This is a genomic window from Xanthomonas sp. CFBP 8443 (assembly GCF_025666195.1).
GTDB lineage: Bacteria > Pseudomonadota > Gammaproteobacteria > Xanthomonadales > Xanthomonadaceae > Xanthomonas_A.
Map to the genome: position 1 here is coordinate 1,176,415 of NZ_CP102592.1, position 24,511 is coordinate 1,200,925.

The 24,511-nt window shown below is 69.8% G+C and carries 24 protein-coding genes; 11 read left to right on the forward strand and 13 right to left on the reverse strand.

The window, feature by feature from the left end; translation table 11 throughout:
• Positions 1-199 precede the first annotated feature (199 nt).
• Together NUG20_RS04880 and NUG20_RS04885 are read right to left on the reverse strand one after the other, a co-directional pair.
• Entirely contained in the window at positions 200-2,689 is a 2,490-nt protein-coding gene (locus tag NUG20_RS04880; RefSeq protein WP_263397326.1) for an ABC transporter permease, read from the reverse strand.
• Positions 2,686-3,288, reverse strand: coding sequence for an ABC transporter ATP-binding protein (locus tag NUG20_RS04885; protein ID WP_263397327.1), 603 nt, complete (start codon positions 3,286-3,288; stop codon positions 2,686-2,688). The genes NUG20_RS04880 and NUG20_RS04885 overlap by 4 nt, the downstream gene beginning before the upstream one ends.
• A gap of 125 nt (positions 3,289-3,413) precedes the next feature.
• On the opposite strand from NUG20_RS04885, the gene NUG20_RS04890 reads away from it, so the two are divergent.
• The 3 genes from NUG20_RS04890 to NUG20_RS04900 all read left to right on the forward strand — a co-directional run bounded on the left by NUG20_RS04890 (position 3,414) and on the right by NUG20_RS04900 (position 6,273).
• On the forward strand, positions 3,414-4,079 hold the full coding sequence (locus tag NUG20_RS04890; RefSeq protein ID WP_263397328.1) for an arylesterase: 666 nt from the start codon (positions 3,414-3,416) through the stop codon (positions 4,077-4,079).
• A 92-nt stretch (positions 4,080-4,171) separates the two neighbouring features.
• Positions 4,172-4,885 (forward strand): response regulator transcription factor, encoded by a 714-nt coding sequence (locus tag NUG20_RS04895; RefSeq protein ID WP_003481607.1) that lies wholly within the window; start codon positions 4,172-4,174, stop codon positions 4,883-4,885.
• A 107-nt stretch (positions 4,886-4,992) separates the two neighbouring features.
• Complete coding sequence (locus tag NUG20_RS04900) at positions 4,993-6,273, forward strand: sensor histidine kinase (protein ID WP_263397329.1); 1,281 nt, start codon at positions 4,993-4,995, stop codon at positions 6,271-6,273.
• Positions 6,274-6,314: 41 nt separating this feature from the next.
• Here NUG20_RS04900 and NUG20_RS04905 read toward each other — a convergent pair whose 3' ends face one another.
• The gene (locus NUG20_RS04905) at positions 6,315-7,022 is read right to left on the reverse strand and encodes an SGNH/GDSL hydrolase family protein (protein ID WP_263397330.1); all 708 of its coding nucleotides are present in this window, start codon (positions 7,020-7,022) and stop codon (positions 6,315-6,317) included.
• 203 nt (positions 7,023-7,225) lie between these two features.
• On the opposite strand from NUG20_RS04905, the gene NUG20_RS04910 reads away from it, so the two are divergent.
• The 8 genes from NUG20_RS04910 to NUG20_RS04945 all read left to right on the forward strand — a co-directional run bounded on the left by NUG20_RS04910 (position 7,226) and on the right by NUG20_RS04945 (position 13,493).
• Entirely contained in the window at positions 7,226-7,606 is a 381-nt protein-coding gene (locus NUG20_RS04910; protein ID WP_263397331.1) for a diacylglycerol kinase, read from the forward strand.
• Positions 7,607-7,644: 38 nt separating this feature from the next.
• Positions 7,645-8,394 (forward strand): TerC family protein, encoded by a 750-nt coding sequence (locus NUG20_RS04915; protein ID WP_263397332.1) that lies wholly within the window; start codon positions 7,645-7,647, stop codon positions 8,392-8,394.
• A 79-nt stretch (positions 8,395-8,473) separates the two neighbouring features.
• Positions 8,474-9,127, forward strand: coding sequence for a LemA family protein (locus NUG20_RS04920; protein ID WP_263397333.1), 654 nt, complete (start codon positions 8,474-8,476; stop codon positions 9,125-9,127).
• Positions 9,128-9,305: 178 nt separating this feature from the next.
• Positions 9,306-10,262 carry a TPM domain-containing protein gene (locus NUG20_RS04925; RefSeq protein ID WP_263397334.1) on the forward strand — a complete coding sequence of 319 codons (957 nt, stop codon included), beginning with the start codon at positions 9,306-9,308 and terminating at the stop codon, positions 10,260-10,262.
• Positions 10,262-10,753 carry a TPM domain-containing protein gene (locus NUG20_RS04930; RefSeq protein ID WP_263397335.1) on the forward strand — a complete coding sequence of 164 codons (492 nt, stop codon included), beginning with the start codon at positions 10,262-10,264 and terminating at the stop codon, positions 10,751-10,753. Before NUG20_RS04925 ends, NUG20_RS04930 begins: the two co-directional genes overlap by 1 nt.
• Positions 10,754-11,218: 465 nt before the next feature.
• Complete coding sequence (gene lgt / locus NUG20_RS04935) at positions 11,219-12,100, forward strand: prolipoprotein diacylglyceryl transferase (RefSeq protein ID WP_263397336.1); 882 nt, start codon at positions 11,219-11,221, stop codon at positions 12,098-12,100.
• Positions 12,097-12,891, forward strand: a complete 795-nt coding sequence (locus NUG20_RS04940) for a thymidylate synthase (RefSeq protein ID WP_263397337.1) — start codon at positions 12,097-12,099, stop codon at positions 12,889-12,891. The genes lgt and NUG20_RS04940 overlap by 4 nt, the downstream gene beginning before the upstream one ends.
• Positions 12,888-13,493, forward strand: coding sequence for a dihydrofolate reductase (locus tag NUG20_RS04945; RefSeq protein WP_263397338.1), 606 nt, complete (start codon positions 12,888-12,890; stop codon positions 13,491-13,493). The genes NUG20_RS04940 and NUG20_RS04945 overlap by 4 nt, the downstream gene beginning before the upstream one ends.
• A 259-nt stretch (positions 13,494-13,752) precedes the next feature.
• Here the strand turns inward: NUG20_RS04945 and NUG20_RS04950 are convergent, their stop codons facing one another.
• The 10 genes from NUG20_RS04950 to NUG20_RS04995 all read right to left on the reverse strand — a co-directional run bounded on the left by NUG20_RS04950 (position 13,753) and on the right by NUG20_RS04995 (position 24,441).
• Complete coding sequence (locus NUG20_RS04950; RefSeq protein WP_263397339.1) at positions 13,753-14,697, reverse strand: symmetrical bis(5'-nucleosyl)-tetraphosphatase; 945 nt, start codon at positions 14,695-14,697, stop codon at positions 13,753-13,755.
• A 10-nt stretch (positions 14,698-14,707) separates the two neighbouring features.
• On the reverse strand, positions 14,708-15,091 hold the full coding sequence (gene apaG, locus NUG20_RS04955; RefSeq protein WP_145705570.1) for a Co2+/Mg2+ efflux facilitator ApaG/CorD: 384 nt from the start codon (positions 15,089-15,091) through the stop codon (positions 14,708-14,710).
• Between the two features lie 371 nt (positions 15,092-15,462).
• Complete coding sequence (rsmA, locus tag NUG20_RS04960) at positions 15,463-16,263, reverse strand: 16S rRNA (adenine(1518)-N(6)/adenine(1519)-N(6))-dimethyltransferase RsmA (RefSeq protein ID WP_263397340.1); 801 nt, start codon at positions 16,261-16,263, stop codon at positions 15,463-15,465.
• Between the two features lie 63 nt (positions 16,264-16,326).
• Positions 16,327-17,250, reverse strand: a complete 924-nt coding sequence (locus NUG20_RS04965) for an IS110 family transposase (protein WP_263395115.1) — start codon at positions 17,248-17,250, stop codon at positions 16,327-16,329.
• Between the two features lie 278 nt (positions 17,251-17,528).
• A complete protein-coding gene (pdxA, locus tag NUG20_RS04970; protein WP_263397341.1) occupies positions 17,529-18,506 on the reverse strand; it encodes a 4-hydroxythreonine-4-phosphate dehydrogenase PdxA in 978 nt (325 codons plus the stop codon).
• A 3-nt stretch (positions 18,507-18,509) separates the two neighbouring features.
• The gene (locus tag NUG20_RS04975; protein WP_263397342.1) at positions 18,510-19,889 is read right to left on the reverse strand and encodes a peptidylprolyl isomerase; all 1,380 of its coding nucleotides are present in this window, start codon (positions 19,887-19,889) and stop codon (positions 18,510-18,512) included.
• Positions 19,886-22,279 carry an LPS-assembly protein LptD gene (gene lptD, locus NUG20_RS04980; protein ID WP_263397343.1) on the reverse strand — a complete coding sequence of 798 codons (2,394 nt, stop codon included), beginning with the start codon at positions 22,277-22,279 and terminating at the stop codon, positions 19,886-19,888. Before lptD ends, NUG20_RS04975 begins: the two co-directional genes overlap by 4 nt.
• A gap of 60 nt (positions 22,280-22,339) precedes the next feature.
• Positions 22,340-23,245: a histone deacetylase family protein gene (locus tag NUG20_RS04985; protein WP_263397344.1), complete on the reverse strand. Its 906-nt coding sequence runs from the start codon at positions 23,243-23,245 to the stop codon at positions 22,340-22,342.
• 34 nt (positions 23,246-23,279) lie between these two features.
• Entirely contained in the window at positions 23,280-23,834 is a 555-nt protein-coding gene (locus NUG20_RS04990; protein WP_263397345.1) for a cob(I)yrinic acid a,c-diamide adenosyltransferase, read from the reverse strand.
• A gap of 22 nt (positions 23,835-23,856) precedes the next feature.
• Positions 23,857-24,441 (reverse strand): hypothetical protein, encoded by a 585-nt coding sequence (locus NUG20_RS04995; protein ID WP_263397346.1) that lies wholly within the window; start codon positions 24,439-24,441, stop codon positions 23,857-23,859.
• Positions 24,442-24,511 lie beyond the last annotated feature (70 nt).

Here is a 24,511-nt window from a genome sequence, read left to right on the forward strand (position 1 = left end):
GTAGGGGCTGCTGCGGGTCTCGGCCAGGATGCAAGGCCAGGTACGGCACGCCGTTGCGGAGTTGGATGTCGCGCATCGGCTAGGCGCGTCCTGCACGGCAGCGCTGAATGCGCCGGCGAATCGCCGGCGTTGCAGCGTCCTGCATGCCGTGCGGGCCACGCGTCCTAGCGCGCGGCCCGCGGACACGGCCGCGATGCGCTCAGTTCTCGCGCAGCGCCAGCGCCGGCGGCGTGCGCAGGATGCGGCGCGTGCCCGACCAACCGGCGAGCAGGCTCAGCAGCACGCCGCCGACCCCACCCAGCAGCAGCGCCGGCCACGGCGGCGACAGCGTCAGTTCGAACGCCTGCCTGGCCACCACCACGCCGATGCCCGCCGCCGCGCCGACCGCCAGGATCGCCGCGAGCAGGCCGAGCGCGCCGAACTCGACCAGCACCGCGCCGCGCAACTGGCCGCGGCGCGCGCCCAGCGTGCGCAGCACCGCACTGTCGTAGCGGCGCTCGCCGGCGGTGGCCTGCAGCGCCGCCAGCAACACCAGCGCGCCGGCCAGCAGGCTGAAGCCCATCACCAGCTGCACCGCCTGCGCCACGCGGTCGATCACTTCGCGCACCCGTCCCAGGATCGCGTCGATGTCCAGCAACGACACGTTCGGATAGGTGCGGCTGAGCCCGCTCAGCTGCGCGGCGGAACCGCGCGGCAGATGGAACGCGGAGATCAGGTTGTACGGCGCGTCCTGCACCGCACCGGCGTTGAGCAACAGGAAGAAGTTGACCCGGAACGAATCCCAGTCGGCCTTGCGCATGCTGGTCACGGTGAAGCTGCGCTGCTGTTCGCCGAGCAGCAGGGTGATGCGGTCGCCGAGCTTCAGACCGTAGCGTTGCGCCCAGGCTTCCTCCACCGAGGCTTCCGCCGCGGTGCTGTCGGCAGCCCAGAAACGTCCGGACAGCAAACGGTTGGCGGCGGGGAATTCATGCCGCCAGGAGAAGTTGATCGGCCGGTCGACGCCGTCGCCATCGCCGGCGTCGTCCGGTCCCTGGTCCTGGCGTTGCGGCGGCTTGCCGTTGATCGCCACCAGCTTGCCGGTGCTGAACGGCTCCACCGCCGCGTCGGCGACGCCCAGCCCGCGCAGCGTGGCGAGCACGTGCTCGGCCTGGTCGGGCTGGATGTTCATCAGGAAGTAGTTCGGCGTGTCCGCCGGCAGCCGGTCGCGCCACTGGCCGAGCAGACCCGGCCCGATCACCGCCAGCAGCAGCAACGCGCACAGCGACAGCGACAGCCCGACCAACTGCACCACGCTCAGCGCGCGGCGCCGGGTCAGCGCGGCCAGGCCCAGCTTCCATGGCCCGCGCAGGCGCGACTGCAGTCGCCGCAGCAGGGCCAACAGCAGGCCGCCGACCGCCGCGGCGAGCGCGGCCAGCAGGGTCAGCCCGCCCAGCACCCAGGCCGCGAGCAGGCCATCGCCGGTGGCGTACACCGCCAGCACCACGGTGGCGACCAGCGCCGCGGCGTAGACCAGCAGCGAGGTCGGCGGCAGCGCGGCGAAGCTGCGGTTGAGCACGCGCATCGGCGGCACGTTGCGCAGCCGCAGCAGCGGCGGCAGGCCGAAGCCGAGCAGCAGCAACAGGCCGATGCCGGCGCCGGCCAGCGCCGGGGTCGCCTGCGGCAGCGGCAGCCGGTTCGGGATCAGGCTGCCCAGCGCCTCGACCAGGCCGATCTGCGCCAGCATGCCCAGGCCCACGCCGAGCGCGCAGGCCGGGATCGCCAGCAGCAGCAACTGCAGCGCCAGCGCGCCGAGGATGTCGCGCTGGCGCGCGCCCAGGCAGCGCAGCACGGCGACGTTGTCGATGCGGCGCAGCGCGAAGCGGTTGGCCGCCAGCGCGGTAGCGACGCCGGCCAGCAGCACCGCCAGCAATGCGGCCAGGGCCAGGAAGCGGCCGGCGCGGTCGAAGGCGCCGCGCACGCCGCGCTGGGTGTCCTCGATGCCGACCAGGCGGAACGCCTTGGCGCGCGGCGCCAGCCATTCGCGCAGCGCGGCGATCTCGCCCGGCGCACCGGCGAACATCAGCCGGTACGAGGCGCGGCTGCCGGGGCCGAGCAGGCCGGCGGCGTCGACGTCGGCGCGGTTGACCAGCAGCGGCGGCGACAGCTGCATCAGCTCGCCCGATGCGTCCGGCTCGGCGCGCAGCACCCGGGTCACGCGCAGGCTGCCGGCGCCGAATTCCAGGTCGTCGCCGAGCTTCAGCCCCAGCGCCTCGAGCAGGCGCGGGTCGGCATAGGCCTGGCCGCGCGGCGGCGGGCCGGCGCGTTCGCTGCCGGCGCCGGCGGCGTCGCGCGCGACCAGCAGTTCGCCGCGCAACGGGTAGCCGGCCGCGACCGCCTTGATGTTGGCCATCTGGCTGGCGTCGCCATGGAACAGCACGCTGGGAAAGCTGACCAGGCGCGTATGCCGCACGCCGCGGCGCTGCGCTTCGGCGGCGAACGCGTCGGGGATGTCCTGGCGCCCGGTGACGCCGAGATCGCCGCCGATCACCTCGGCGGCGCTGCCGGTCAGCGCCAGGGTGACGCGATCGACCAGGGTGCCGACCGCGGTCATCACCGCCACGCCCAGCACCAGCGCGGCGAACACGGTCAGCAGGTCGCCGGCGAACAGTTCGCGGCGCAGCGCGCGCGCGGCGTGGCGCAGCACGTTCATGCGTCGGCCACCGCTTCGGCCAGGCCCAGGCGCCCGCGGTCGAGCCGGTAGCGGTGCTCGCAGCGTTGCGCCAGGCGCAGGTCGTGGGTGACCAGCACCAAGGTGGTGTCGCTGCCGGCGTTGAGCGCGAACAGCAGGTCGCTGATCTGCTGGCCGGTGGCCTGGTCCAGGCTGCCGGTGGGTTCGTCGGCGAACAGGATCCGCGGCCGCGCCACGAACGCGCGCGCCAGCGCCACGCGCTGCTGCTCGCCGCCGGACAGCTGCCGTGGGTAGTGCCGCGCCCGCGCGGTCAGCCCGACCGCTTCCAGCACCTCGCGCACCCGCGCCGGATCCTCGCGCCCGGCCAGTTCCAGCGGTAGCGCGATGTTTTCCGCCGCGGTCAGCGACGGCAGCAGATGGAAACTCTGGAACACGAAGCCGACTTCGCGCGCGCGCAAGGCCGCGCGCGCTTCCTCGTCCAGCGCGTTGAGCGACTGCCCGGCCAGGACGATCTCGCCCCGGGTCGGCAGGTCCAGCCCGGCGAGCAGGCCGAGCAGGGTGGTCTTGCCGGAACCGGAGGCGCCGACGATGGCGACGCTGTCGCCTTCACCGACGGTCAATCCGACCTTGTCGAGAATGTGGACCGTGCCCTCCGGTCCGCTGACGGATTTGCCGACATCGCGTACGTCGATCGCGATGCCGGTGCGGGGAGTGGGGGCCAGACTGTCGATGAGGAAATCTCCGGATGCGTGGCAACGATACGAAAGGAACGCCGGCCTGGGCGCGCAGCGCCTGGGTCCTGGCCTGCTTGGCATGGTGTCTGCTGTTGCCCGCCATCGCCTGTGCCAAAGGTGCGACGGGCCCGATCCTGGTGGTCGGCGACAGCCTCAGCGCTGCGCACAACATCCCGGTCCAGTCCGGCTGGGTGGCGCTGCTGGAGCGCCGCCTGCAACAACAGATGCAGGCGCCACCGGCCGTAGTCAATGCCAGCATCAGCGGCGAGACCTCCTCGGGCGCGCGGACCCGGCTGCCGGGGCTGCTGCAGAAGCACCGGCCGGCGGTGGTGGTGATCGAACTCGGCGGCAACGACGCGCTGCGCGGGCTGACCCCGGCCGAGCTGCGCGGCAACCTGGAAAAGATGATCGTGCTCAGCCGCGACGCCGGCGCCAAGGTGCTGTTGCTGGGCATCGACGTGCCGCCGAACTACGGGCCGGCCTACCGGCAGCGGCTGCGCGCGATCTACGCGGACCTGGCCAAGCAATACCAGACCGGGCTGTTGCCGTTCCTGCTGGAGGGCGTGGCGCTGAACCCGGCGCTGATGCAGGACGACGGCCTGCACCCCACCGCCGCCGGTCAGCCGAAGGTCCTGGACAACGTGTGGCCAAAGCTCAAACCCTTGATCGGCGGGTGATTTTCGGGCCGGTCAGGCAGATGAAGCGCTCTTCACGCCATCACCACTTCGCTTCCGGCATGTTTCACAAAGCTGAAGACTGAGGAAGCTCTATGCGTCAGACCAAGGAAACCTCCGGACTCGTTCTGGTCGTCGAGGACAACCGCAATATCTCCGAGATGATCGGCGAGTACCTGGAAGGCCGCGGATTCGAAGTGGATTACGCCTGCGACGGCTTGGACGGGTATCGCCTGGCCGCGGAGAACAGCTACGACGTGGTGGTGCTGGACCTGATGCTGCCGCGCCTGGACGGCATCGAGGTGTGCCGCCGTCTGCGCAACGACGCGCGCAAGTCCACGCCGGTGCTGATGCTGACCGCGCGCGACACGCTCGACGACAAGCTCACCGGCCTGGGCTTCGGCGCCGACGACTACCTGACCAAGCCGTTCGCGATCCAGGAACTGGAAGCGCGCCTGCGTGCGCTGATCCGCCGCGAGCGCCGCCAGGTCGGTTCGGAAGTGCTGAAGGTGGCCGACCTGGTGCTGGATCCGGTGAGCATGCGTGCCACCCGCGCCGGCACCGAGCTGCAGCTGTCGCCGATCGGCCTGCGCCTGCTGACCATCCTGATGCGCGAATCGCCGCGCGTGGTCACCCGCCAGGAGATCGAGCGCGAGATCTGGGGCAACGGCCTGCCCGACTCGGACACGCTGCGCAGCCATCTGTACAACCTGCGCAAGATCATCGACAAGCCGTTCGACCGGCCGCTGCTGCACACCGTGCAGAGCGCCGGTTACCGCATCGCCGACATCGCGCAACCGATGAGTTGAGCGGTCCCTGGTTTGCCACGCGACAGGCCCCAGGAACGGGGCCTGCTTGCACGGCGGATTCACGATCCGCCCGCCTATAATCGCGGCGAAAGAACACGGAAGCTGTAATGCCGCACGGTTTGCCGCGCAAAATCCGCCTTGCCCTGATCGCCCGCATCCTGTTCGCCGGATGCATCGTCGCGTTGGGCAGCTATCTGGTGGTGGCGGTGGTGCAGCACTCGCTGGTGGGCTCGGTGATGCGCCAGGAAGCCGCGCACTACTGGCGCCTGCACGCGCAAACGCCGTCGCAGCCGCCGCCCAACAGCCATACCTTGCGCGGTTATCTGCTGTCGCCCGGGCAATCGGATGCCGCACTGCCGGCCAGCCTGCGCGGCCTCGCCCCGGGCATGCACGAGAACCGCCCCGGTGGCGAGATGGTGCTGGTCGAGGAGACCGAGCAGGGGCGTCTGTACCTGGTGTTCCTGCGGGCGCAGGCGCAGCGGCTGGCCTTCTGGTTCGGCATCGTGCCGGCGCTGCTGACCCTGATCGCGGTGGTGGTGGTCGGCTGGCTGACCCACCGCGCCTCGCGGCGCCTGCTGTCGCCGGTGAACTGGCTGGCGCGGCGCGTGTCGCAATGGGATCCGCGGCATCCGTCCACCGCCGACCTGGCGCCGGAAAACCTGCCGGCCGACGTGCAGGGCGAATCGCGGCAGCTGGCCGCGGCGCTGCATGCGCTGGCCCTGCGCGTCACCGACCACGTCTCGCGCGAGCGCAACTTCACCCGAGACGCCAGCCACGAACTGCGCACGCCGCTGACCGTGATCCGCGTCGCCAGCGACATCGCGATGACCGATCCGGACCTGCCGCCGCGGCTGGGCCGCAGCCTGCAGCGCATCCAGCGCGCCGGCCGCGACATGGAGGCGGTGATCGACGCATTCCTGATCCTGGCGCGCGAAGCGGACGTGGTGCCGCAGAGCGAGACCTTCGAGGTCGCCGACGTGGTCGAGTACGAGGCCGAGAACGCACGCGAGCTGCTGACCGGCAAGCCGGTGACCTTGACCGTCAAGGTGCTCACCATTGCCCGCCTGCATGCGCCGCCGCGGGTGCTGCACGTGGTGGTCAGCAACCTGCTGCGCAACGCCTGCAGCTATACCGACGCCGGCAGCATCGAGGTCGAGATCGGCACCGACCGCATCAGCATCCGCGACACCGGCATCGGCATGTCCGCCGAAGCGCTGCAGCGCGCGTTCGAACCGTTCTTCCGCGCCGAACCGGACCGCCCGCAGGGCACCGGGCTGGGCCTGTCGATCGTGCGCCGGCTGTGCGAGCGCTTCGGCTGGCGGATCGGGCTGGAGAGCGCCGAGGGCGGCGGCACCACCGCCACGGTTAGGTTCGATCCGGCCAAGTGAGCGGCCGGATCGCCTGAAGCGTCGGCGTCAGCGCGGCGCGCTCAGCGCTTGAGGTATGGCCGCACGATGTCACGCCACAGTGCATAGCCGGCCGCGTTCATGTGCAACTGGTCCGGGCCGAACAGTTCGGCGCGCGGCTGCCCATCCTTGCCGAGCATCGGTGTGTACACGTCGATGAACTCCACCTGCTTCAGCCCGGCGGCCGCCTTGCGGATCAGCGCGTTGGCCTCGGTGACTTTCGGCAGCAGCGCCGCGCGCGCCGGGCTGGGCTTGATCGCCAGGTAGGCGATGCGCACGCCCGGCAGGTCGCGGCGCACCCGCGTCACGAAGGCGAGGAAGTCCTCGTGCAGCTGCTGCGGGCTGCGTCCGCTGTTGAGGTCGTTGTCGCCGGCATAGAACACGATCAGGCGCGGCTTGTACGGCACCACGACGCGGTCGGCATACCAGGTGCTGTCGCGGATCTCCGAGCCGCCGAAGCCGCGGTTGAGCGTGTCCACGCCGGGGAAATCGCTGGCCAGCGACTGCCAGAAGCGGATCGAGGAACTGCCGACGAACAGCACCCCGCCGGGCTTGGGCGGATGCGCGGCATCGGCCTGGGCGAAGCGCTGCATGTCCTCTTCCCAGGCCGGGTTGGAGACCTGTTCGGGAATCTTCGGCGTGGCGGCCGGCGTGAGCGCCAGGGCCGAATGCAGGCCTAGCAGGAACAGGCAGGTGGCGAGCAGCGCAGCGCGCAGCGGCGAACGGGGCATGAGGGCGCCTCCAATTGCGACGGGAGCGGCGATGGTGCCGCAGGCGCCGCGCCGCAGGCAAATCCGGCGCCCACCGCGGCCGCTCGCAGCGGCGGACGGGGGCTTGTGGCAAAATTGGCGCCTAGCCCGCTTCGCCATCGCCCATGACCGTTCCCTTCCGGCCGTCGCCGTCGCGTCTTCGTTCCCCAGGCCGGGCCTGACGCATGGCCGACCAATTCGGGCACCTGCCGCGCGGACCGCGCCGGATGCTGATGGCGCTGCGCTGGTCCTACCAGGGCCTGCGCGCGGCCTGGCTGCACGAGTCCTCGTTCCGGCTGGAGGTGTGCCTGTTCGTGCTGCTGGCGCCGTTGGCGCTGTGGCTGGGGCAGGGGCCGGTGCAGCAGGCGCTGATGATCGGCTCGCTGTTGCTGGTGCTGGCGGTGGAGCTGCTCAATTCCGCGATCGAGGCGGTGATCGAGCGCTACGGGCCGGAGCACCACGAACTGGCCGGTCGCGCCAAGGACATGGGCTCGGCCGCGGTGCTGTTGATGCTGGCCAACGTCGTGCTGTGCTGGGGCCTGATCCTGCTGCCGCGCGTGCTGTAACCACCGCTTTTCTTTTGACCGATTAAGGATTCGACTCCATGGCCCTTGAGTTTCTCGCCGATCCCAACACCTGGCTGACGCTGCTGACGCTGAGCGCGTTGGAAATCGTGCTGGGCATCGACAACCTGGTGTTCATCTCCATCGCGGTGGGCAAGCTGCCGGAAGCGCAACGCCCGGCGGCGCGCAAGTTCGGTATCGCGGTGGCGTGCCTGACCCGCATCGCGCTGCTGGTGTCGCTGGCGTTCCTGGCGCGGATGCAGGGCGAGCTGTTCAGCGTGGCCGGCATGGGCTTCTCGGTGCGCGACCTGGTGCTGATCGTCGGCGGCCTGTTCCTGCTGGTGAAGGGCGGGATGGAAATCCGCGAGATGATCACCGGCGGCGAAGACGCCGATCCGACCACCAGCAAGGCCTCGGGCGTGTTCTGGATGGTGATCGCGCAGATCGCGGTGATCGACATCGTGTTCTCGCTGGACTCGGTGATCACCGCGGTCGGCATGGCCCAGCACATCCCGGTGATGGTCGCGGCGGTGCTGCTGGCGGTGGCGGTGATGCTGCTGGCGGCGAACCCGCTGGGCCGCTTCATCGACGCCAACCCGACGGTGAAGATGCTGGCGCTGGCGTTCATCCTGATGATCGGCGTGGTGCTGATCCTGGACGGCTTCGAAGTCCACGTGCCCAAGCCCTACATCTATGCGGCGATGGGCTTCTCGGTGCTGGTGGAGTGGCTGAACCTGCTGATGCGCCGCCGCGCGGCGGCCCATCACGTACCCGGCGCCGGCAAGTGGTGAGCGGCTGACGCGTCCGGCGCAGCTGCGTTTTCACGGGGGGCGTGGCAAGCTGCGCCCTGTCTTTACGCCGGAGAGCGCCATGCGCCTGTTGTCCCGCTCGTTGTTCCTCGTCGCCGTGGCGGCGCTGTTGTCCGGTTGCGGCTACAACGCGATCCAGCAGAAGGACGAGGCGGTCAAGGCCGGCTGGTCCGAGGTGCTGAACCAGTACAAGCGCCGCGCCGACCTGATCCCGAACCTGGTCAACACGGTCAAGGGCTACGCCGACCAGGAGCGCCAGGTGCTGACCGACGTGACCAATGCGCGTTCGCGGGTCGGCCAGGTCCAGGTCAATGCCGACGACGCGGCCTCGCTGCAGCAGTTCCAGCAGGCGCAGGGCGAGCTGTCCAGCGCGCTGTCGCGGCTGCTGGTGGTGACCGAGAACTACCCCAACCTCAAGTCCGACCAGTCGTTCCGCGACCTGCAGGCGCAGCTGGAGGGCACCGAGAACCGCATCACCGTGGCCCGTGGCCGCTACATCCAGGCGGTGCAGGACTACAACACCTTCATTCGCTCGTTCCCGCAGGTGATCACCTCGAAGATCTTCGGCTACAAGGAAAAGCCGAACTTCTCCGTAGCCAACGAGGCGCAGATCTCCGAGGCGCCGGCGGTGAATTTCGGTGGCCAGCCCGTGCAGCCGCAGCAGCCACAGCAGGCGCCGCCGCAGCAGGCGCCGCAGCCGGCACCGGCGCAGTAAGCGCAGCGTGCAGCGGCGCCGACCGGGCGGGGCTGCACGCCGGCCCGGGTTGCGGCCTGCGGCCAGGTGCTGCAGCGGGGCCGGCCGCACGCAGCGGCCGCCGGCTGCACTGGTCGCGCCGCCGCTGCGGTTCCCTCCCTTCGATGCCGCCGCGCGATCGCGCCGGCAGGAGTCTGCAATGAGCGATGCGACGATCCGCCAGCGCCATGCGCACCGCGGCCGGCCTGCCTGGATCGGGGTGCTGCTGTTGGCGCTGCTGCCGCTGCTGGCCTGGGCGCAGGCGGCCGGCGAGGCGCCGATCCCGCCGCTGGACACGCCGGTGGTCGACACCACCGGCACCTTGCAGCCGACCCAGCGCCTGCAGCTGGAACAGCAGGCGGTGCAGCTGCAGCAGCGCAAGGGCAGCCAGTTGCAGGTGCTGGTGATCGCCAGCACCGCGCCGGAGACGATCGAGCAATACACCCAGCGCGTGTTCGACACGTGGAAGATCGGCCGCAAGGGCGTGGACGACGGCGTGCTGCTGGTGGTGGCCAAGGACGACCGGCGCGTGCGCATCCAGCCCGGCTATGGCCTGGAAGGCGCCATTCCCGATGCCACCGCCAACCGCATCATCCAGGAGTACCTGGCGCCGAGGTTCCGCGCCGGCGACTACGCCGGCGGCATCGCCGAAGCCACTGCGATGCTGGTCAAGCTGATCGATGGCGAACAGCTGCCGGCACCGGTGAGCACCCACGCGTCCGAATCGCGCTCCGGCGGCAGGCTGCCGCTGGGCTTCTTCGCCGGCCTGTTCGCCGCGATCGTCGCGCAGTTGCTGTTCGCGCGCGTGCCGCGGCCGCTGCGCGGCGTGCTGGCGGCGGTCGCCGGCGGTGGCGTGGGCCTGCTGCTGAGCCTGTCGCTGTTCGTCGGCGCGCTGACCGGCGCGATCGGGCTGGTGCTGGGGCTGTTGTCGGGCGTCTCTCCCGGCCGCTCTGCCGGTGGTGGTGGCGGTGGCTGGGGTGGCGGCGGTTTCGGTGGCGGCTTCGGCGGTTTCGGCGGTGGCGGTTTCGGTGGTGGTGGTGGCTTCGGCGGTGGTGGTGGCGGCTGGGGCGGTGGCGGCGGCAGTTCGGGAGGCGGTGGCGCCTCGGGGAGTTGGTGATGCGATTGCTCCGTCATCTGTTCGCGCCGGCGGCGCGCAGCCTGTTCCCGGACGCCAGCCTGGAGCGCATCGGCGCGGCGATCGCCGATGGCGAGCGGCTGCACCGCGGGCAGGTGATGTTCGCGGTCGAATCGGCGCTGGCGCCGGCGGCGCTGCTGCGCGGCATGGCGCCGCGCACGCGCGCCGAGCAGGTCTTCGCGCAGTTGCGGACCTGGGACACCGAGGCCAACAACGGCGTACTGATCTACCTGCTGCTGGCCGACCACCGCATCGAGATCGTGGCCGACCGCGGCCTGCATGCGCGCGTGGACGAGGCGCAGTGGCGCGAGGTCTGCGCACTGATCGAACGCGACATGCGCGCCGGCCAGCCCGAGCAGGCGGTGATCGCCGGGGTGGCGGCGGTGTCGGCGCTGCTGGCCGCGCATTTTCCGGCGCAGCCCGGCCAGGCCGGGCACGACGAACTGCCGAACCGTCCGCAGCGGCTGGATTGAGCGCCGGCGGGCACGATGTGCCGCGGTGCAGGGTGCGCCTGTCTGCAGATGAAGCGTGGCGCCGTCCGTGTCGATCGCGACCGCGCCAGTAGTGGGTGCCGATGGCAGACGCTCGCGCCTGCGGGCAGATGAAGCCTGGCGCAGTCCAAGTCGACCCAGACCACGGTAGTAGCCGGCGCCGGTGGCAGACGCGTGCGCCTGCCGGCAGATGAAGCCTAGTGCAGTCCAAGTCGACCAAGACCACGGTAGTAGCCGGCGCCGATGGCAGACGCTTGCGCCTGCCGGCAGATGAAGCCTAGCGCAGTACAAGTCGACCCAGACCACGGTAGTGACCGGCGCCGGTGGCAGACGCGTGCGCCTGCCGGCAGATGAAGCCTAGTGCAGTCCAAGTCGACCAAGACCACGGTAGTAGCCGGCGCCGGTGGCAGAATAGGCGACCTTCGCCCTCCGGCCGACGCCCTCCGCATGACCTATCTCCACCAGATCGACCCCATCGCCTTCTCGCTCGGCCCGGTGAAGGTGCATTGGTATGGGCTGATGTACCTGGCCGCCTTTGCGTCGGCCTGGTGGCTGGGCCGCCGCCGCATCCGCGCCGGCCGCCTGCCCGGCGTGGACATGGACGGGTTCTCCGACCTGCTGTTCTACGCGATGCTCGGCGTGGTGCTCGGCGGCCGCATCGGCTACATGCTGTTCTACGCGCTGGGCGATTTCCTGGCCAACCCGCTGCTGATCTTCAAGGTCTGGGACGGCGGCATGAGCTTCCATGGCGGCCTGATCGGCGTGCTGGTGGCCGCGGCCTGGTGGTCGCGCAAGTCGCGCCTGCACTTCTTCGACACGATGGATTTCGTCGCGCCGCTGGTGCCGCTGGGCCTGGGCTTCGGCCGCGTCGGCAATTTCGTCGGCGGCGAGCTGTGGGGCAAGTTCACCGGCGCCGGCTGGGGCGTGATCTTTCCGCACACGCCGGAGCTGCAGGACGTGCCGTTGGCGCAGATCCAGGCGCAGTACGCCAGCGGTGCGCTGGACAGGTTCGCGCGGCATCCGTCGCAGCTGTACGAGGCGGTGCTGGAGGGCCTGGTGCTGTTCGTGGTGCTGTGGGCGTTCTCGCTGCGGCCGCGCGCGCGCTATGCCGTGTCCGGCATGTTCGCGCTGCTGTACGGCGTGTTCCGCTTCGCGGTGGAGTTCGTGCGTGTGCCGGATGCGCCGATCGGCTACCTGGCGTTCCAGTGGCTGACCATGGGCCAGATCCTGAGCACGCCGCTGATCCTGCTCGGCCTGTTCCTGCTGTGGCGCTCGCGCCGTGCGCCGGTGCTGCAGCCGGTGCCGGTGGTGGCGGACGCGACGCCATGAAGGCCTACCTGGACCTGTTGCGTCACGTCCTCGAGCACGGCGCGGAGAAATCCGACCGCACCGGCACCGGCACGCGCAGCGTGTTCGGCTGGCAGATGCGCTTCGACCTCAACGCCGGCTTCCCGCTGGTGACCACCAAGAAACTGCACCTGCGCTCGATCGTGCACGAGCTGCTATGGTTCCTGAAGGGCGAGACCAACATCGCCTACCTCAAGGACAACAAGGTCAGCATCTGGGACGAGTGGGCCGACCCGCAGGGCGAGCTCGGTCCGGTGTACGGCAAGCAGTGGCGGCGCTGGACCGGCGCCGACGGGCGCGAGATCGACCAGATGCAATGGCTGGTGGACGAGATCAAGCGCAACCCCGATTCGCGGCGGCTGGTGATCAGCGCCTGGAACGTGGCGGAATTGCCGCAGATGGCGCTGATGCCGTGCCACAGCCTGTTCCAGTTCTACGTGGTCGACGGCAAGCTCAGCTGCCAGCTGTACCAGCGCAGCGGCGACATCTTCCTCGGCGTGCCGTTCAACATCGCCAGCTACGCGCTGCTGACCCACATGGTGGCGCAGGCCACCGGCCTGGGCGTGGGCGATTTCGTGCACACGCTGGGCGACGCGCACCTGTATTCGAACCACTACGAGCAGGCGCGCGAACAGCTGGCGCGCACGCCGCGGCCGTTGCCGACGCTGCGCCTGAATCCCGCGGTCACCGACCTGTTCGGCTTCACCTACGACGACATCGCGATCGAGGGCTACGATCCGCATCCGGCGATCAAGGCGCCGGTGGCGGTATGAAGCGTCGGGACTCGGGACTCGGGACTCGGGACTCGGAAAAAGCCGCGGTATCGGCGGGGACGGATGTGGACGAGCCCCGGCTCAGAAGTCCCGAGCTCCGGCTCACCCTGGTCGCTGCGCTCGACCGCGCCAACGCCATCGGCCGCGACAACGACCTGCCGTGGCGCTTGCCGGACGACCTGAAGCGCTTCAAGGCGCTGACCCTGGGCAAGCCGGTGCTGATGGGGCGCAAGACCGCGCAGTCGCTGGGCCGCGCGCTGCCCGGGCGCTTGAACCTGGTGATGACGCGCTCGGGGCAGGTACCGTTCGAGGGCATGCAGGCGGTCGCCTCGCTGCAGGCGGCGATCGAGGTGGCCCTGGCGAGCGGGGCGGAAGAACTTTCGGTGATCGGCGGCGGCGACATCTTCGCGTTGGCCTTGCCGTACGCCGAGATGCTGTACCTGACCCACGTGGACACGCTGGTCGAGCGCGCCGATGCGCATTTCCCGGCGTTCGATCCGGCGCAGTGGGAGGTCGTGGCGCGGCAGGCGCACGCGGCCGATGCCAAGCATGCGCTGGCGTTCGAGTTCGTGGATTATCGGCGCAGGCGTGGCGCGGCGTAGCGGATTGGCGTTGGCAGATGCTGGCAGGCCGACGCACGCGCGGCCATCGGGCGTTTCTTCTACGACGATATCGCGACAGAGCGACGCTTCCGCTAGCGGGGTTTTCTTGCAATCGGTGCAGTGTGTTGTAGGAGCGGCTTCAGCTGCGACCGGGCTTTACCGGTGAAGCCCGGTCGCGGCTGAAGCCGCTCCTACAAGTGGCCGCATCTGGACGAATTGCCTGGCAGTCGTGCGCATTGCCCGCCGACGCCAGCCATAGTCATTCCTGATCGGGCGGCGGCGACGCAGGCGCAGCAGCACCACCACCAGCACCACCACCCGCACCGCGCCCGCCGCCAGACCTGCGCCGCGGCGGCCGTGCACGCGGCACCGGCGACGGTCCTTCGATCGGGCGGCCCGGCACCTGCACCACCTGCAGGTCCTCGCTGTCCAGGCGCAGCGCAGTCAGCTTGCCGCCCCACACCGCGCCGGTGTCGATCGCGTGCACGCCCTGGGTGATGGTCAGGCCCAGCGTCGACCAGTGGCCGCAGACGATTTTCAGGTCGCGCTCGGCGCGGCCCGGCACTTCGAACCATGGATACAGGCCCTGCGCCTGGGTGCCGGGCGTGCCTTTCTCCTCGATCGCGATGCGCCCGCGCGGGGTGCAATAGCGGGCGCGGGTGAACAGGTTGATGATCGCGCGCGAGCGGTCGTAGCCGGTCAGTCCCGGCGACCAGGCCGGGCGGTCGCCGTACATGTTGCGGAACAGCTTGCGGTAGCCGCTGCCGTGCAACTGCTGCTCGACCTCGCGCGCGTGCTTCTCGGCCAGCGTGGTGGTCCACTTCGGCGCCAGGCCGGCATGGATCATCATCCAGCCCAGTTCGCGGTCGGCGTGCAGCAGCTTCTGCATGCGCAGCCAGGTCAGCAACTCGTCGCGGTCCTCGGCCAGCACGATGCGCTGCAGGTCCGCGTTGACCTTGCGCTGTTCGTCCAGGCTGCGCTCGCCGATCGCCAGCAGCGACAGGTCGTGGTTGCCCAGCACCACCTCGCTGTGCGCGCGCAGCGAGTGCACCAGGCGCAGGGTTTCCAGCGACTGCCCGCCGCGGTTGACCAGGTCGCCGCAGAACCACAGCCGGTCCACCGCCGGATCGAAGCGGATCTTCTCCAGCAGCCGCTGGGTGATGTCGTAGCAACCCTGCAGGTCGCCGATGGCCCACACGCTCATGCCGACGCCATCAGTGCAGGGTCCGCGGCACGGTCAGCACGAACGGGGCGACCGGTGCGACGAAATGGGTGCCGTCGTCGGCTTCCATGTCGTAGTGGCCGCGCATCGTGCCGTGCTCGGTTTCCAGCATCAGCCCGGAGGTGTAGCGGAAGTCCTCGCCGGGGCGCAGCCGTGGCTGTTCGCCGACCACGCCGTCGCCGTCCACGCGTTCCACGCGGCCGTTGCCGTCGGTGATTTCCCAATGCCGGGCGATCAGCCGCGCGGCGACGCGGCCGCGGTTGTGGATGCGGATGGTGTAGGCGAACGCGTAGCGTCCGTCCTCCGGCGCCGATTGGTCGTCGAGGAATCGGGGCGACACTTCGACCTCGATCCGGTAGGGGGCGTCATCGTTCATGCCCACAGTGTAAGCAAAGCCGGTGCAGGAATGGTCCAGAAACCTTCGCATGTCGCTGCATCGGCGACGTGGCGCAGGTGCGGTGGCGTGCATTGCATGCGCAGGGAGGACACGCGCGCCGCCATCGGTGCGATGCGCGTGCAGGATCCGGCCGCGATCACGACCCCTGTCCTGAGGCGGCGCGACAGGGAAGGCGCCGGGCCCGGCCGCGGAAGCTGCGGCCGCAGGGCATCGGGTGCATGGCGGTGAGGGTGCGGTGTTGCCGCCGGCCGATCAGGTTCAGCCCAGGCGCAGGCGATGCTGTGGGCGCATCACGCGGCGACCCGGCCGAGCCGGCACATCGGACGGCCCGCTGCCGCGCCGGCGTCCGCTCAGGCGCTTGCCGGCACGTTGGCCAGGCGCACGAAATCGGCCACTTCCAACTGCTCGGCGCGCGCGTCCGGGCGCACCCCGGCGGCCTCGAACTGGGCGGCATCGCAGACCCCGCCGAGCGCGTTGCGCAAGGTCTTGCGGCGCTGCCCGAAAGCCGCGCGGACCACGTCGGCGAAACGCCGCCGATCGCCGATGCCGATGTCCTGCGGCGCGTGCGGCACCAGCCGCACCACCGCCGAATCCACCTTCGGCGGCGGCCGGAACGCGCCCGGTGGCACCACGAACAGCGAGGTCACCTCGCAGTACGCCTGCAGCATCACGCTGAGCCGGCCGTAGACCTTGCTGCCTGGCGCGGCCGCCATGCGGTCGACCACTTCCTTCTGCAGCATGAAGTGCATGTCGGCGATCGCCGCGGCGTGGTCCAGCGCATGGAACAGGATCGGCGAGGAGATGTTGTAGGGCAGGTTGCCGACCAGGCGGATCTGCCCGGCGCTGCCAGCCAGTTCGGTGAAGTCCACCGACAGCACGTCGCGGTTGAGGATGGTCAGTTCGCCGACTCCTTCCGCCGCCGCGGTCAGCGGCGCGATCAGGTCGCGGTCGAACTCGATCACGGTCAGGCGGCCGTGGCGGCGCAGCAGCGGGAAGGTGATCGCGCCCTGGCCGGGACCGATCTCGACCAGCAGGTCGTCCGGCTTGGGGTTTACCGCGCGGACGATGCTGTCGATGTAGTCGCGGTCGCTGAGGAAATGCTGGCCAAGCGATTTCTTGGCCGGGGCGCTGAAGCCGGAATAGGAAGTCATGCGGGCATCTTATCGGGATGAGGCCAGGATGGCGCGCGGCGCAGTCCCTGTAGGAGTCAACTGTCATGCAGAAGCGATCTCCGGAGGAGCGTAAGGCGCCTGGTCTCGGGCAATGGCATTGAGCCATCGCAGGTACTTGTGCATGCACGCGACAATGGCGACCTTGGCGGGTTTGCCTGCGGCGGTCAGGCGGGCGTAGGTGTGTGACAGCGGGGAGCCGGTGCGGATGGAGGCCCACGTGGCCATGTACAGCACTCGTCGCACGTCGGCGCGTCCGCCCTGGATGCGGCGTTGGCCGCGCCAGCGGCCGCTATCGCGATTGAACGGCGCCAGCCCGACCAAGGCGATGATCTTGCGCGGATGCACGGTGCCCAGCTCGGGGAGCCGGGCTGCCAGGGTGGCGCGCAGGATCGGGCCAAGCCCAGGCAATTTGGGCAGGCTGGAGCAGGCAGCCCCCGCCTGTGCGATCTGCCGGGACACGTTACAGATGCGCTGCTGCAGCAGCGCGATCACCTCGAGCCATTGGTCGCGCACCGCCTTGCAGGTCACGTGCTCCATGCAGCGGCGCTGCGCATCGCGCTGGGCGACCAGGGTGCTGCGCAGGTGGAGCAGTTCGCGCAGCGCCTGCAGCGGCGCAGGGAGCACCGCGGTGGGCTGAGCGTGGATGCACTGGGCCGCCACAGCCAGCAACCGCGCATCCAGAGCATCGGTCTTGGCCTTGAGTCCCAACGCGTGCGCCAGCGCACGAGGACGCTGGGCAGGCAGCCGGACCGCGGGCAGACCAGCCTGCGTCAGCACCTGCACTATCGCCCGTTCGTAGCCACCGCTGGCCTCCAGCACGATCCGCTCGCATCCCAGCAAGGCCAGGCGTTCGGCCAGGCCGGCGTGCCCCTCGGGCGTATTGGCCTGAGTCCAGGTCAGCCCATCCGGCAAGACGTGAACGACCAGCTCGGCCTTGGAGACATCGATCCCGACAAAGCGCTGCATAGACATAGGCGTTCTCCGCAGTAAACTCAGGGACGAGAGATCTCCTGCCGATGCCCATGCTTGTAGGTTCGAGCTCGCGGCTCAGGCAACTGTTCGGGCTTGCTGGCAGGAGAAACGGAGTGCGGCGGCCCTGACTCCTACTCGTGCTCGTGAGGCACTGCGACTTAGCGGCCTGCCGCACTCCGCTCTCACCTCAACGATAGACCTGCGTAAGACACAAGCGGCTTTAGCCGCGACCGGGCTTCACCGGTAACGCTCGGTCGCGGCTGAAGCCGCTCCTACAGGAGCTGCTTGCGCGCGGCCAGTTGCGCGCACAGCGCGACCGCGGCGAACAGGCTGGACGGATCGGCGACGCCGCGCCCGGCCAGTTCCAGCGCGGTGCCGTGGTCGACCGCCACGCGCGGGTAGGGCAGGCCCAGGGTCAGGTTCACCGCCTGCTCGAAGCCGCTGTACTTGAGCACCGGCAGGCCCTGGTCGTGATACATCGCCAGCACCGTGTCGACGCCGGTCAGTTTCTGCGGCAGGAACGCGGTGTCGGCCGGCAGCGGGCCGAGCAGGCGCATGCCTTCGCCGCGCAAGGCGGCGAGCACCGGTGCCATCACCTCGATCTCCTCGCGGCCCAGATGGCCGTCTTCGCCGGCGTGCGGATTCAGTCCGAGCACTGCGATGACCGGCTCGGCGATGCCGAATTCGCTGCGCAGCGCGGCGTGGACGATGCGCAGGCAGCGCTCCAGCAACGCGGGCGTCAGTGCATCGGCGACCGCGCGCAACGGCAGATGGGTGGTGGCCAGGGCCACGCGCACGATGTCGTTGGCGAGCATCATCACCACCTCGCGCCCGGCATGGCGGGCGAGCAGCTCGGTGGTGCCGGTGTAGGCGATGCCGCCGTCGTTGATCGCCGCCTTGTGCACCGGGCCGGTGACCAGGCCGGCCAGTTCGCCGCGCAGGCAGGCGTCGGCGGCCTGGGTCAGCGCGCCGATCACCGCGACGGCATTGGCCGGCTCGGTTTGGCCGAAACGGCTGGGCACGGCGTTGCCGACCGCGCGCAGGCGCAGGTCGCCGGGGGCGATGGCAGGGGCGGATTCGGGCAGCAGCTGCAGCGGCAGCGACAGCGCCGCAGCGGCGGCGCGCAAGGTGTCGGGATCGGCGAAGGCCAGCAGCTGGCAGTCGCGTCGCGGCTGTTGGGCCAGCCGCACGCACAGTTCCGGGCCGATCCCGGCCGGCTCGCCCGGCACCAGCGCGAGCGAGGGCAGCACGGCTTACGGCTTGGTGGCGGCCGGTGCCGGGGTCGCCGCCGGCGCGGTGGCGTCGGCAGCAGGCGCGGCGGAGGTTTCGGCGCCGCCGACGCGCAGGTTCACGTAGGCTTCGCCGCGCATTTCCTGCAGGAAGCGGTTGTACTCTTCTTCCAGCTTGCGGCGGCCGATGGTCTCGCGGACCTGGGCGCGCTGGGTGTCGCTGGTGACGTCGGTCTGGCGCGTGGCGACGCGCTGCACGATGTGCCAGCCGGCCTCGGTGCGGAACGGCGGCGAGATCTGGTCGTCGCTCAGGCCTTCGATCTGGCGACCGAAGTCCGGGCCGAACGCGTCGGCCGGGAACCAGCCCAGATCGCCGCCCTGGCCGCGGCTGTTGGCGTCGTCGGAGGACTCCTTGGCCACGGCCTGGAAGTCGGCGCCGCCGGCGATACGCGCACGCAGGGTGTCGATCTTGGCCTTGGCGGCCGCTTCCGGCTGCGCTTCGTTGATCCGGATCAGGATGTGCCGGGCATGGTACTCGGTGACCGTCTTCTTTTCCGGGTTGGCCGAGGCATCGCGGATCTCGACCAGCTTCAGCAGCTGGAAGCCGCTGGGACCGCGCAACGGGCCGGCGACCTGGCCCGGCTTGAGGTCGCGGATCAGCTGCGCGAAGGCATTGGGGATCTCGTCCAGGCTGCGCCAGCCGAGGTCGCCGCCTTCCAGTGCGTTGGGGCTGTCGGAATAGCGCACCGCGGCTGCGCTGAAGTCGATCTCGCCCTTGTCGATCAGGCTCTTGACCCCGTCGATCTTGCTCTGGCCGGTCTTGATCTGCTCGGCGGTGGCGCCTTCCGGCAGGCCGACCAGGATGTGCGCCAGGTGGTACTGGGCGCCGGTGGTGGCCTGCTGCGCCAGCGCCGCGTCCACTTCGCTCTCGCTGACGTTGATGCGGCTCTGCGCGAAGCTCTGGCGCAGGCGCTGCACGGTGATCTCGTCGCGGACCGAGTTGCGGAAGTCGTCGAACGCCATGCCGTCGGCGGCGAGCTTCTTGCGCAGCCCGTCCACGTCGGTGCCGTTCTGCTGGGCGATGCTGCCGATGGCGCGGTTCAGTTCGTCGTCGCCGACGCGGATGCCGGTGCTGTTGGCGCGGGCGACCTGCAGCTTGACCAGCACCAGGCGCTCGAGCACCTGGCGTTGCAGCACGTTGTCCGGCGGCAGTTGCGCTTCGCGGCCGGAATACTGCGCCTTCACGTTGCGAACGGCACGATCCAGTTCGCTCTGCAGTACGACATCCTCGTCGACGACCGCAGCGATGCGGTCCAGCGGTTGGGTTTGTTGCGCGGCAGCCGGAGCGGACACGCCGGCGATCGCCAGCAAGGTGGCGAGGAAAGCAGAGAGGGTATTGGTCATGGAATCAGGTTCGGATCGTAATCGTCCGGATCGGTCGTGGTGTTGCTGGGCGGGACCAAGTACAGGTCGTCGCGGTTGTAGCCGAGAATAGCACGGCGCAGAACGCGGTCCGTGTCCTGGCCAAGCGAGGAGAGTCCCTTCAGTACGAACTCGACCTGCAGTGCGGTGTCCAGGTCGCCTTCGCGATTGCGCACGTAGCGCCGCGCCAGCGCGCGCACGGCCAGGCAGCAGCTGTCCCACTGCACGCCGGCGATGATTTCCAGCGGCTTCTTGTCTTCCAGCGAATAGTAATGGCGGCCGACCACGCTCCAGGTGGGGTTGATCGGGTACAGGAACGACACGTCGGTCTGTTCCAGCAGGTCGCGGCGGAAGCGGTAGCCCACGTTGATGATGCCGTCGCCCGGCAGCAGGTAGCGGGTGCGGAAGCTGGCCAGGTCCTTGCGCCGGTACTTGGGATCCCACTGGTAGGTGGCGCCCATCGTCCAGCGGTCGTTGATCATGTAGTTGGCGTCGGCGATCCACGCCGACTTGCCCTGCTCGATGGTGGTGTTGCTGCCCGGCAGGCTCACCCTGGAATCGTTGAAGTACAGGATCTGGCCGAAGCTGACCGACAGCTTCTCCTTGCCGTCGCCCTGGCGCAGCAGGCGCGAGCTCAGCGCCATGGTCAGCTGGTTGGCGTCGTTCTGGCGGTCGGCGCCGGTGTAGCGCGAGTCGCGGAACAGCTGGCCCCAGCTGAAGGTGAATTCGCGCGTGTCGAAGATCGGCAGGTTGTCCTGGTTGCGGTACGGCGTGTACAGATAGAACAGCCGCGGCTCCAGGGTCTGCAGATAGCTGGTGCCGCCGAACTTGGCGTCGCGATCGAAGTACAGACCGGCGTCGACGGTGGTGATCGGCAGGCTGCGCGTGGGCGAAGTGTCGCCGCCCAGCGTCGCCGCCAGGTCCTTGTCCAACTGGTAGGCGGTGTAGCGCCAGGCCACGGTCGGTTTCAGGAACCACGCTGCGCCGGCCAGCGGCATCGAGATGTAGGGCTTGAGGTCCAGGCGGGTGCCGCCGGGCATTTCGGTGGTCACACCGGTCCGTTCGTACTCCGCGTCCTTGGTATGGATGTCGTCGTGCACAAAGCGCACCGCTTCGGAATAGACGCCGGCCTCGAACCAGTTGCCGAACGACTGGTCCCAGTTGAAGAAGGCACGCGGCTGGCGGTTGTACGGCAGCGCGGCCTCGGTCAGGGTGTAGTCGGTCAGCTGCCAGCGATCGGCCATCAGCCCGGCGGTCCAGGTCTCGCCGGTGCCGTAGACGCCGACCGTGCTCTGCAGGTTGGAGATCGCGTTGCCGAGCAGGCGGTTGGAGAAGTCTTCGGTGTAGCGCTCGTCGCTGACCCAGGCGACGGACGCGCGCGCCTGCCAGTGCGAATCGATGTTGTGGTAGCCCTGGTATTCGAACTTGCCGCGGTCCTTGTCGCGCAGCTTGTCCGACGGCAGGTAGGCGGCCTCGAGCTCGCCCTTGCCGCCTTCGTACAGATAGCGGAACTCGCTGCCGAGCATGAAGCCGCGGTCGCTCATGTAGCGCGGATACAGGGTGGCGTCGTAGTTCGGCGCCAGGTTCAGGTAGTACGGCTGCATGTAGTCGAAGCCGTTGCGCCCGGAGAAGCCGACGGCCGGGAACAGGAAGCCGCTGCTGCGGCGATCGTCGATCGGGAACTTGAACCACGGCGCGTACAGCACCGGCACGTTGTAGATCTTCAGGATCGCGTTGCGCGCGGTGCCGAAGCCTTCGTCGTTGTCGACGTCGATTTCCGGCGCATGCAGTTCCCACACCTGCTGCGAGGGATCGCAGGTGGTGTAGGTGGAGCGGTGCATCTGCCCGAGCGCGCCCTGCAGGTCGACCGAGTCGGCCTTGCCGTTGCCGCGGCGTTCGATCAGTTGGTAGCGGATGTTGCTGATCTTGTGGGTATCGGTGTCCTGGTTGCCTTCGGCGCGGTCGGCGACCATGCGGATCGACGAATCCTGATAGCGCACGTGGCCTTCGGCGATGTAGTTGCCGGTCTCGGTATCCACGCGCAGGCTGTCGGTGCCCATGAACTGGTCGCCGCGCTTGAGCGCGACGTTGCCGGTGTAGTTCGGCACGGTGGTGGTGCCCGAGAGCTGGTCGCCTTCGATATTGGTCGGCTGCTGGTTGCGGAGCGCCGCCAGTTTCGGGTCGACCTTGGGCGCGTCATCGAACTTGGGCAGCACGTCCGGGGTCGGACACAGGCCCCAATTGGGTGGCTTCTCGGCCGCCATCGCCGGCAGGCAGAGGGCGATACTGAACGGAAGGGGTAGCAGGCGGAGGGCTCGGCGCACGCGCGTCAGGTATCGGGCTAAAACGACCGCTAGCTTGCCCCATCCCATGCATGGGGGCAATGAAGGCGTCCCCGGGGCGGGGGACGGGGTTCATCCGCCCGGAGGCGGTCAGCGCAGCGCGTCGACGTGGGCGACGCTGCATTCGCGCAGCGCCTGCAGGTCGTAGCCGCCTTCCAGCAGCGACACCACGCGGCCGCGCGCATGCCGTTCGGCCACCGCGCGCAGCTCGGCGGTGAGCCAGCCGAAGTCCTCGGTTTCCAGCATCAGGTCGGCCAGCGGGTCGCGCATGTGCGCATCGAAGCCGGCCGAGATCAGCAGCAGCTGCGGCTTGAACGCGTCCAGCAGCGGCAGCATCTGGTCGGCCCAGGTGTTGCGGAAGCGGAAGCCGCCGCTGCCCGGCGGCAGCAGCGCGTTGTGCAGGTTGCCGACGCCGCGGTCGTGGACCCCGCCCGAGTTGGGGAACAGCCCGGACTGGTGGGTGCTGAGGTACTGCACGTGCGGGTCGCGCTCGAAGATCGCCTGGGTGCCGTTGCCGTGATGCACATCGAAATCGACGATGGCGATGCGTTCCAGTCCGTGCGTGTCGCGGGCATGGGCGGCGGCCACGGCGACGTTGTTGAACAGGCAGAAGCCCATCGCGGTGGCGGCGGTGGCGTGGTGGCCGGGCGGACGCACGGCGCAGAACGCGGTGTCGGTCTCGCCGCGCATCACTGCGTCCACCGCGGCCAGCCCGGCGCCGGCGGCGCGCAGGGCCGCGGCGCGCGAGCCGGGCGAGATCACCGTGTCCACGTCGAGCATGCGCCTGCCGTCGATGTCGGCGAGCACCGTGTCGATCAGTTCGCGTTCGTGGACCCGCGCCAGGTCGCCGAGCTTGGCCAGCGGCGCCTCGCGCCATTCCAGGTCGGGAAAGGCCTCGCGCAGCGCCTCGGTGATGGACTGCAGGCGCTCCGGCCGTTCCGGATGCTCCGGGCCCGGCACATGGCCCAGGCAGGCGGGATGGGTGTAGATCAGCATGCTTGCCCCCCGCTGCGCGCGCCGGCGTTGCCGTTCAGGCCTGGCGGCGGTCGTGGCGCCACAGCACTTCGCCCTGGCCGTCGGCCCGGGCCAGCACCCGCGCCAGCACGAACAGCAGGTCGGACAGGCGGTTGAGGTAGCGCACCGCCTCCGGCCGCACCGCGTCCTGACGCGACAGCGCCACCGTCTCGCGCTCGGCGCGGCGCACGATGGTGCGCGCCAGGTGGCAGCGCGCCGCGGCTTCGCCGCCGGCCGGCAGGATGAAGTCCTTCAGTGCGGGCAGGGTGTCGTTGTAGCGGTCCAGGTGCCGCTCGAGCGCGTCGATGTCGGCATCGTGGATCGCGGCGTGGCCGGGAATGCACAGCTCGCCGCCGAGATCGAACAGCTGGTGCTGGATCGCGGTCAGCAGGGAGCGCACGTCCTCGGCCAGCGCACAGGCCAGGACCACGCCGATCGCCGAGTTGGCCTCGTCGACGGTGCCGTAGGCAGCTACCCGCGCCGAATCCTTGCCGACCCGGTTGCCGTCGCCCAGGCCGGTGCTGCCGTCGTCGCCGGTGCGGGTGTAGATCTTGGAAAGGCGGTTGCCCATCGCCGCTGCCTGCCTGCCCGGCTCAGGGATTGACGGACTGGCCGCGCCCGCCCAGCCGCGCCAGCTGCTCGGCGCCGACCTGGATCGCCGCCGCCAGCCCGACGTACAGCGCCGCGCTGCCCATGTACGGCAGCAGCCAGTCGCCGTAGTTCTGCCACCAGCCGGCCACGGTCGGGTTCGCCACGCTGCGGCTGATCCAGTAGAAGCTGCCCTGCGCGATCAGGTGGCACAGCGCCACCGCGACGATGAAATTGGCCGCGGTCGTGCGCAGTGCGCGCCAGTCGGCGCCGCGGTAGCCCAGTGCCGCCAGGCTGCCGCCGGTCCACATCGCCAGGTAGGCCGGGATCAGGCACCAGTAGGCCGGCGACACGCAGTAGTGCTGCCAGAAGCTCAGGCCCTGGCTGCGGATCACCAGGTAGTCGATCAGCACCGCCAGCGCCATCAGCAGCGGGAACGCCCAGCGGGTCCAGCCGCGCAGGTAGAAGCCGCCGATGAAGAACACCGCCCAGGATGCGTCCGGAACCGCGCCGAAATGGTTGATGCGGGTCGCGGCCAGCAGCGACACCAGCAGGAGCAGGACGGGGAGGCGGTGGGTGGAAGGCGTCATGGCAGGCGGGCACCGGTACGGAGGACGCCGATTCTACTGGAAGCGGCGCGCCTGGGCGCGGTCCGGCCGC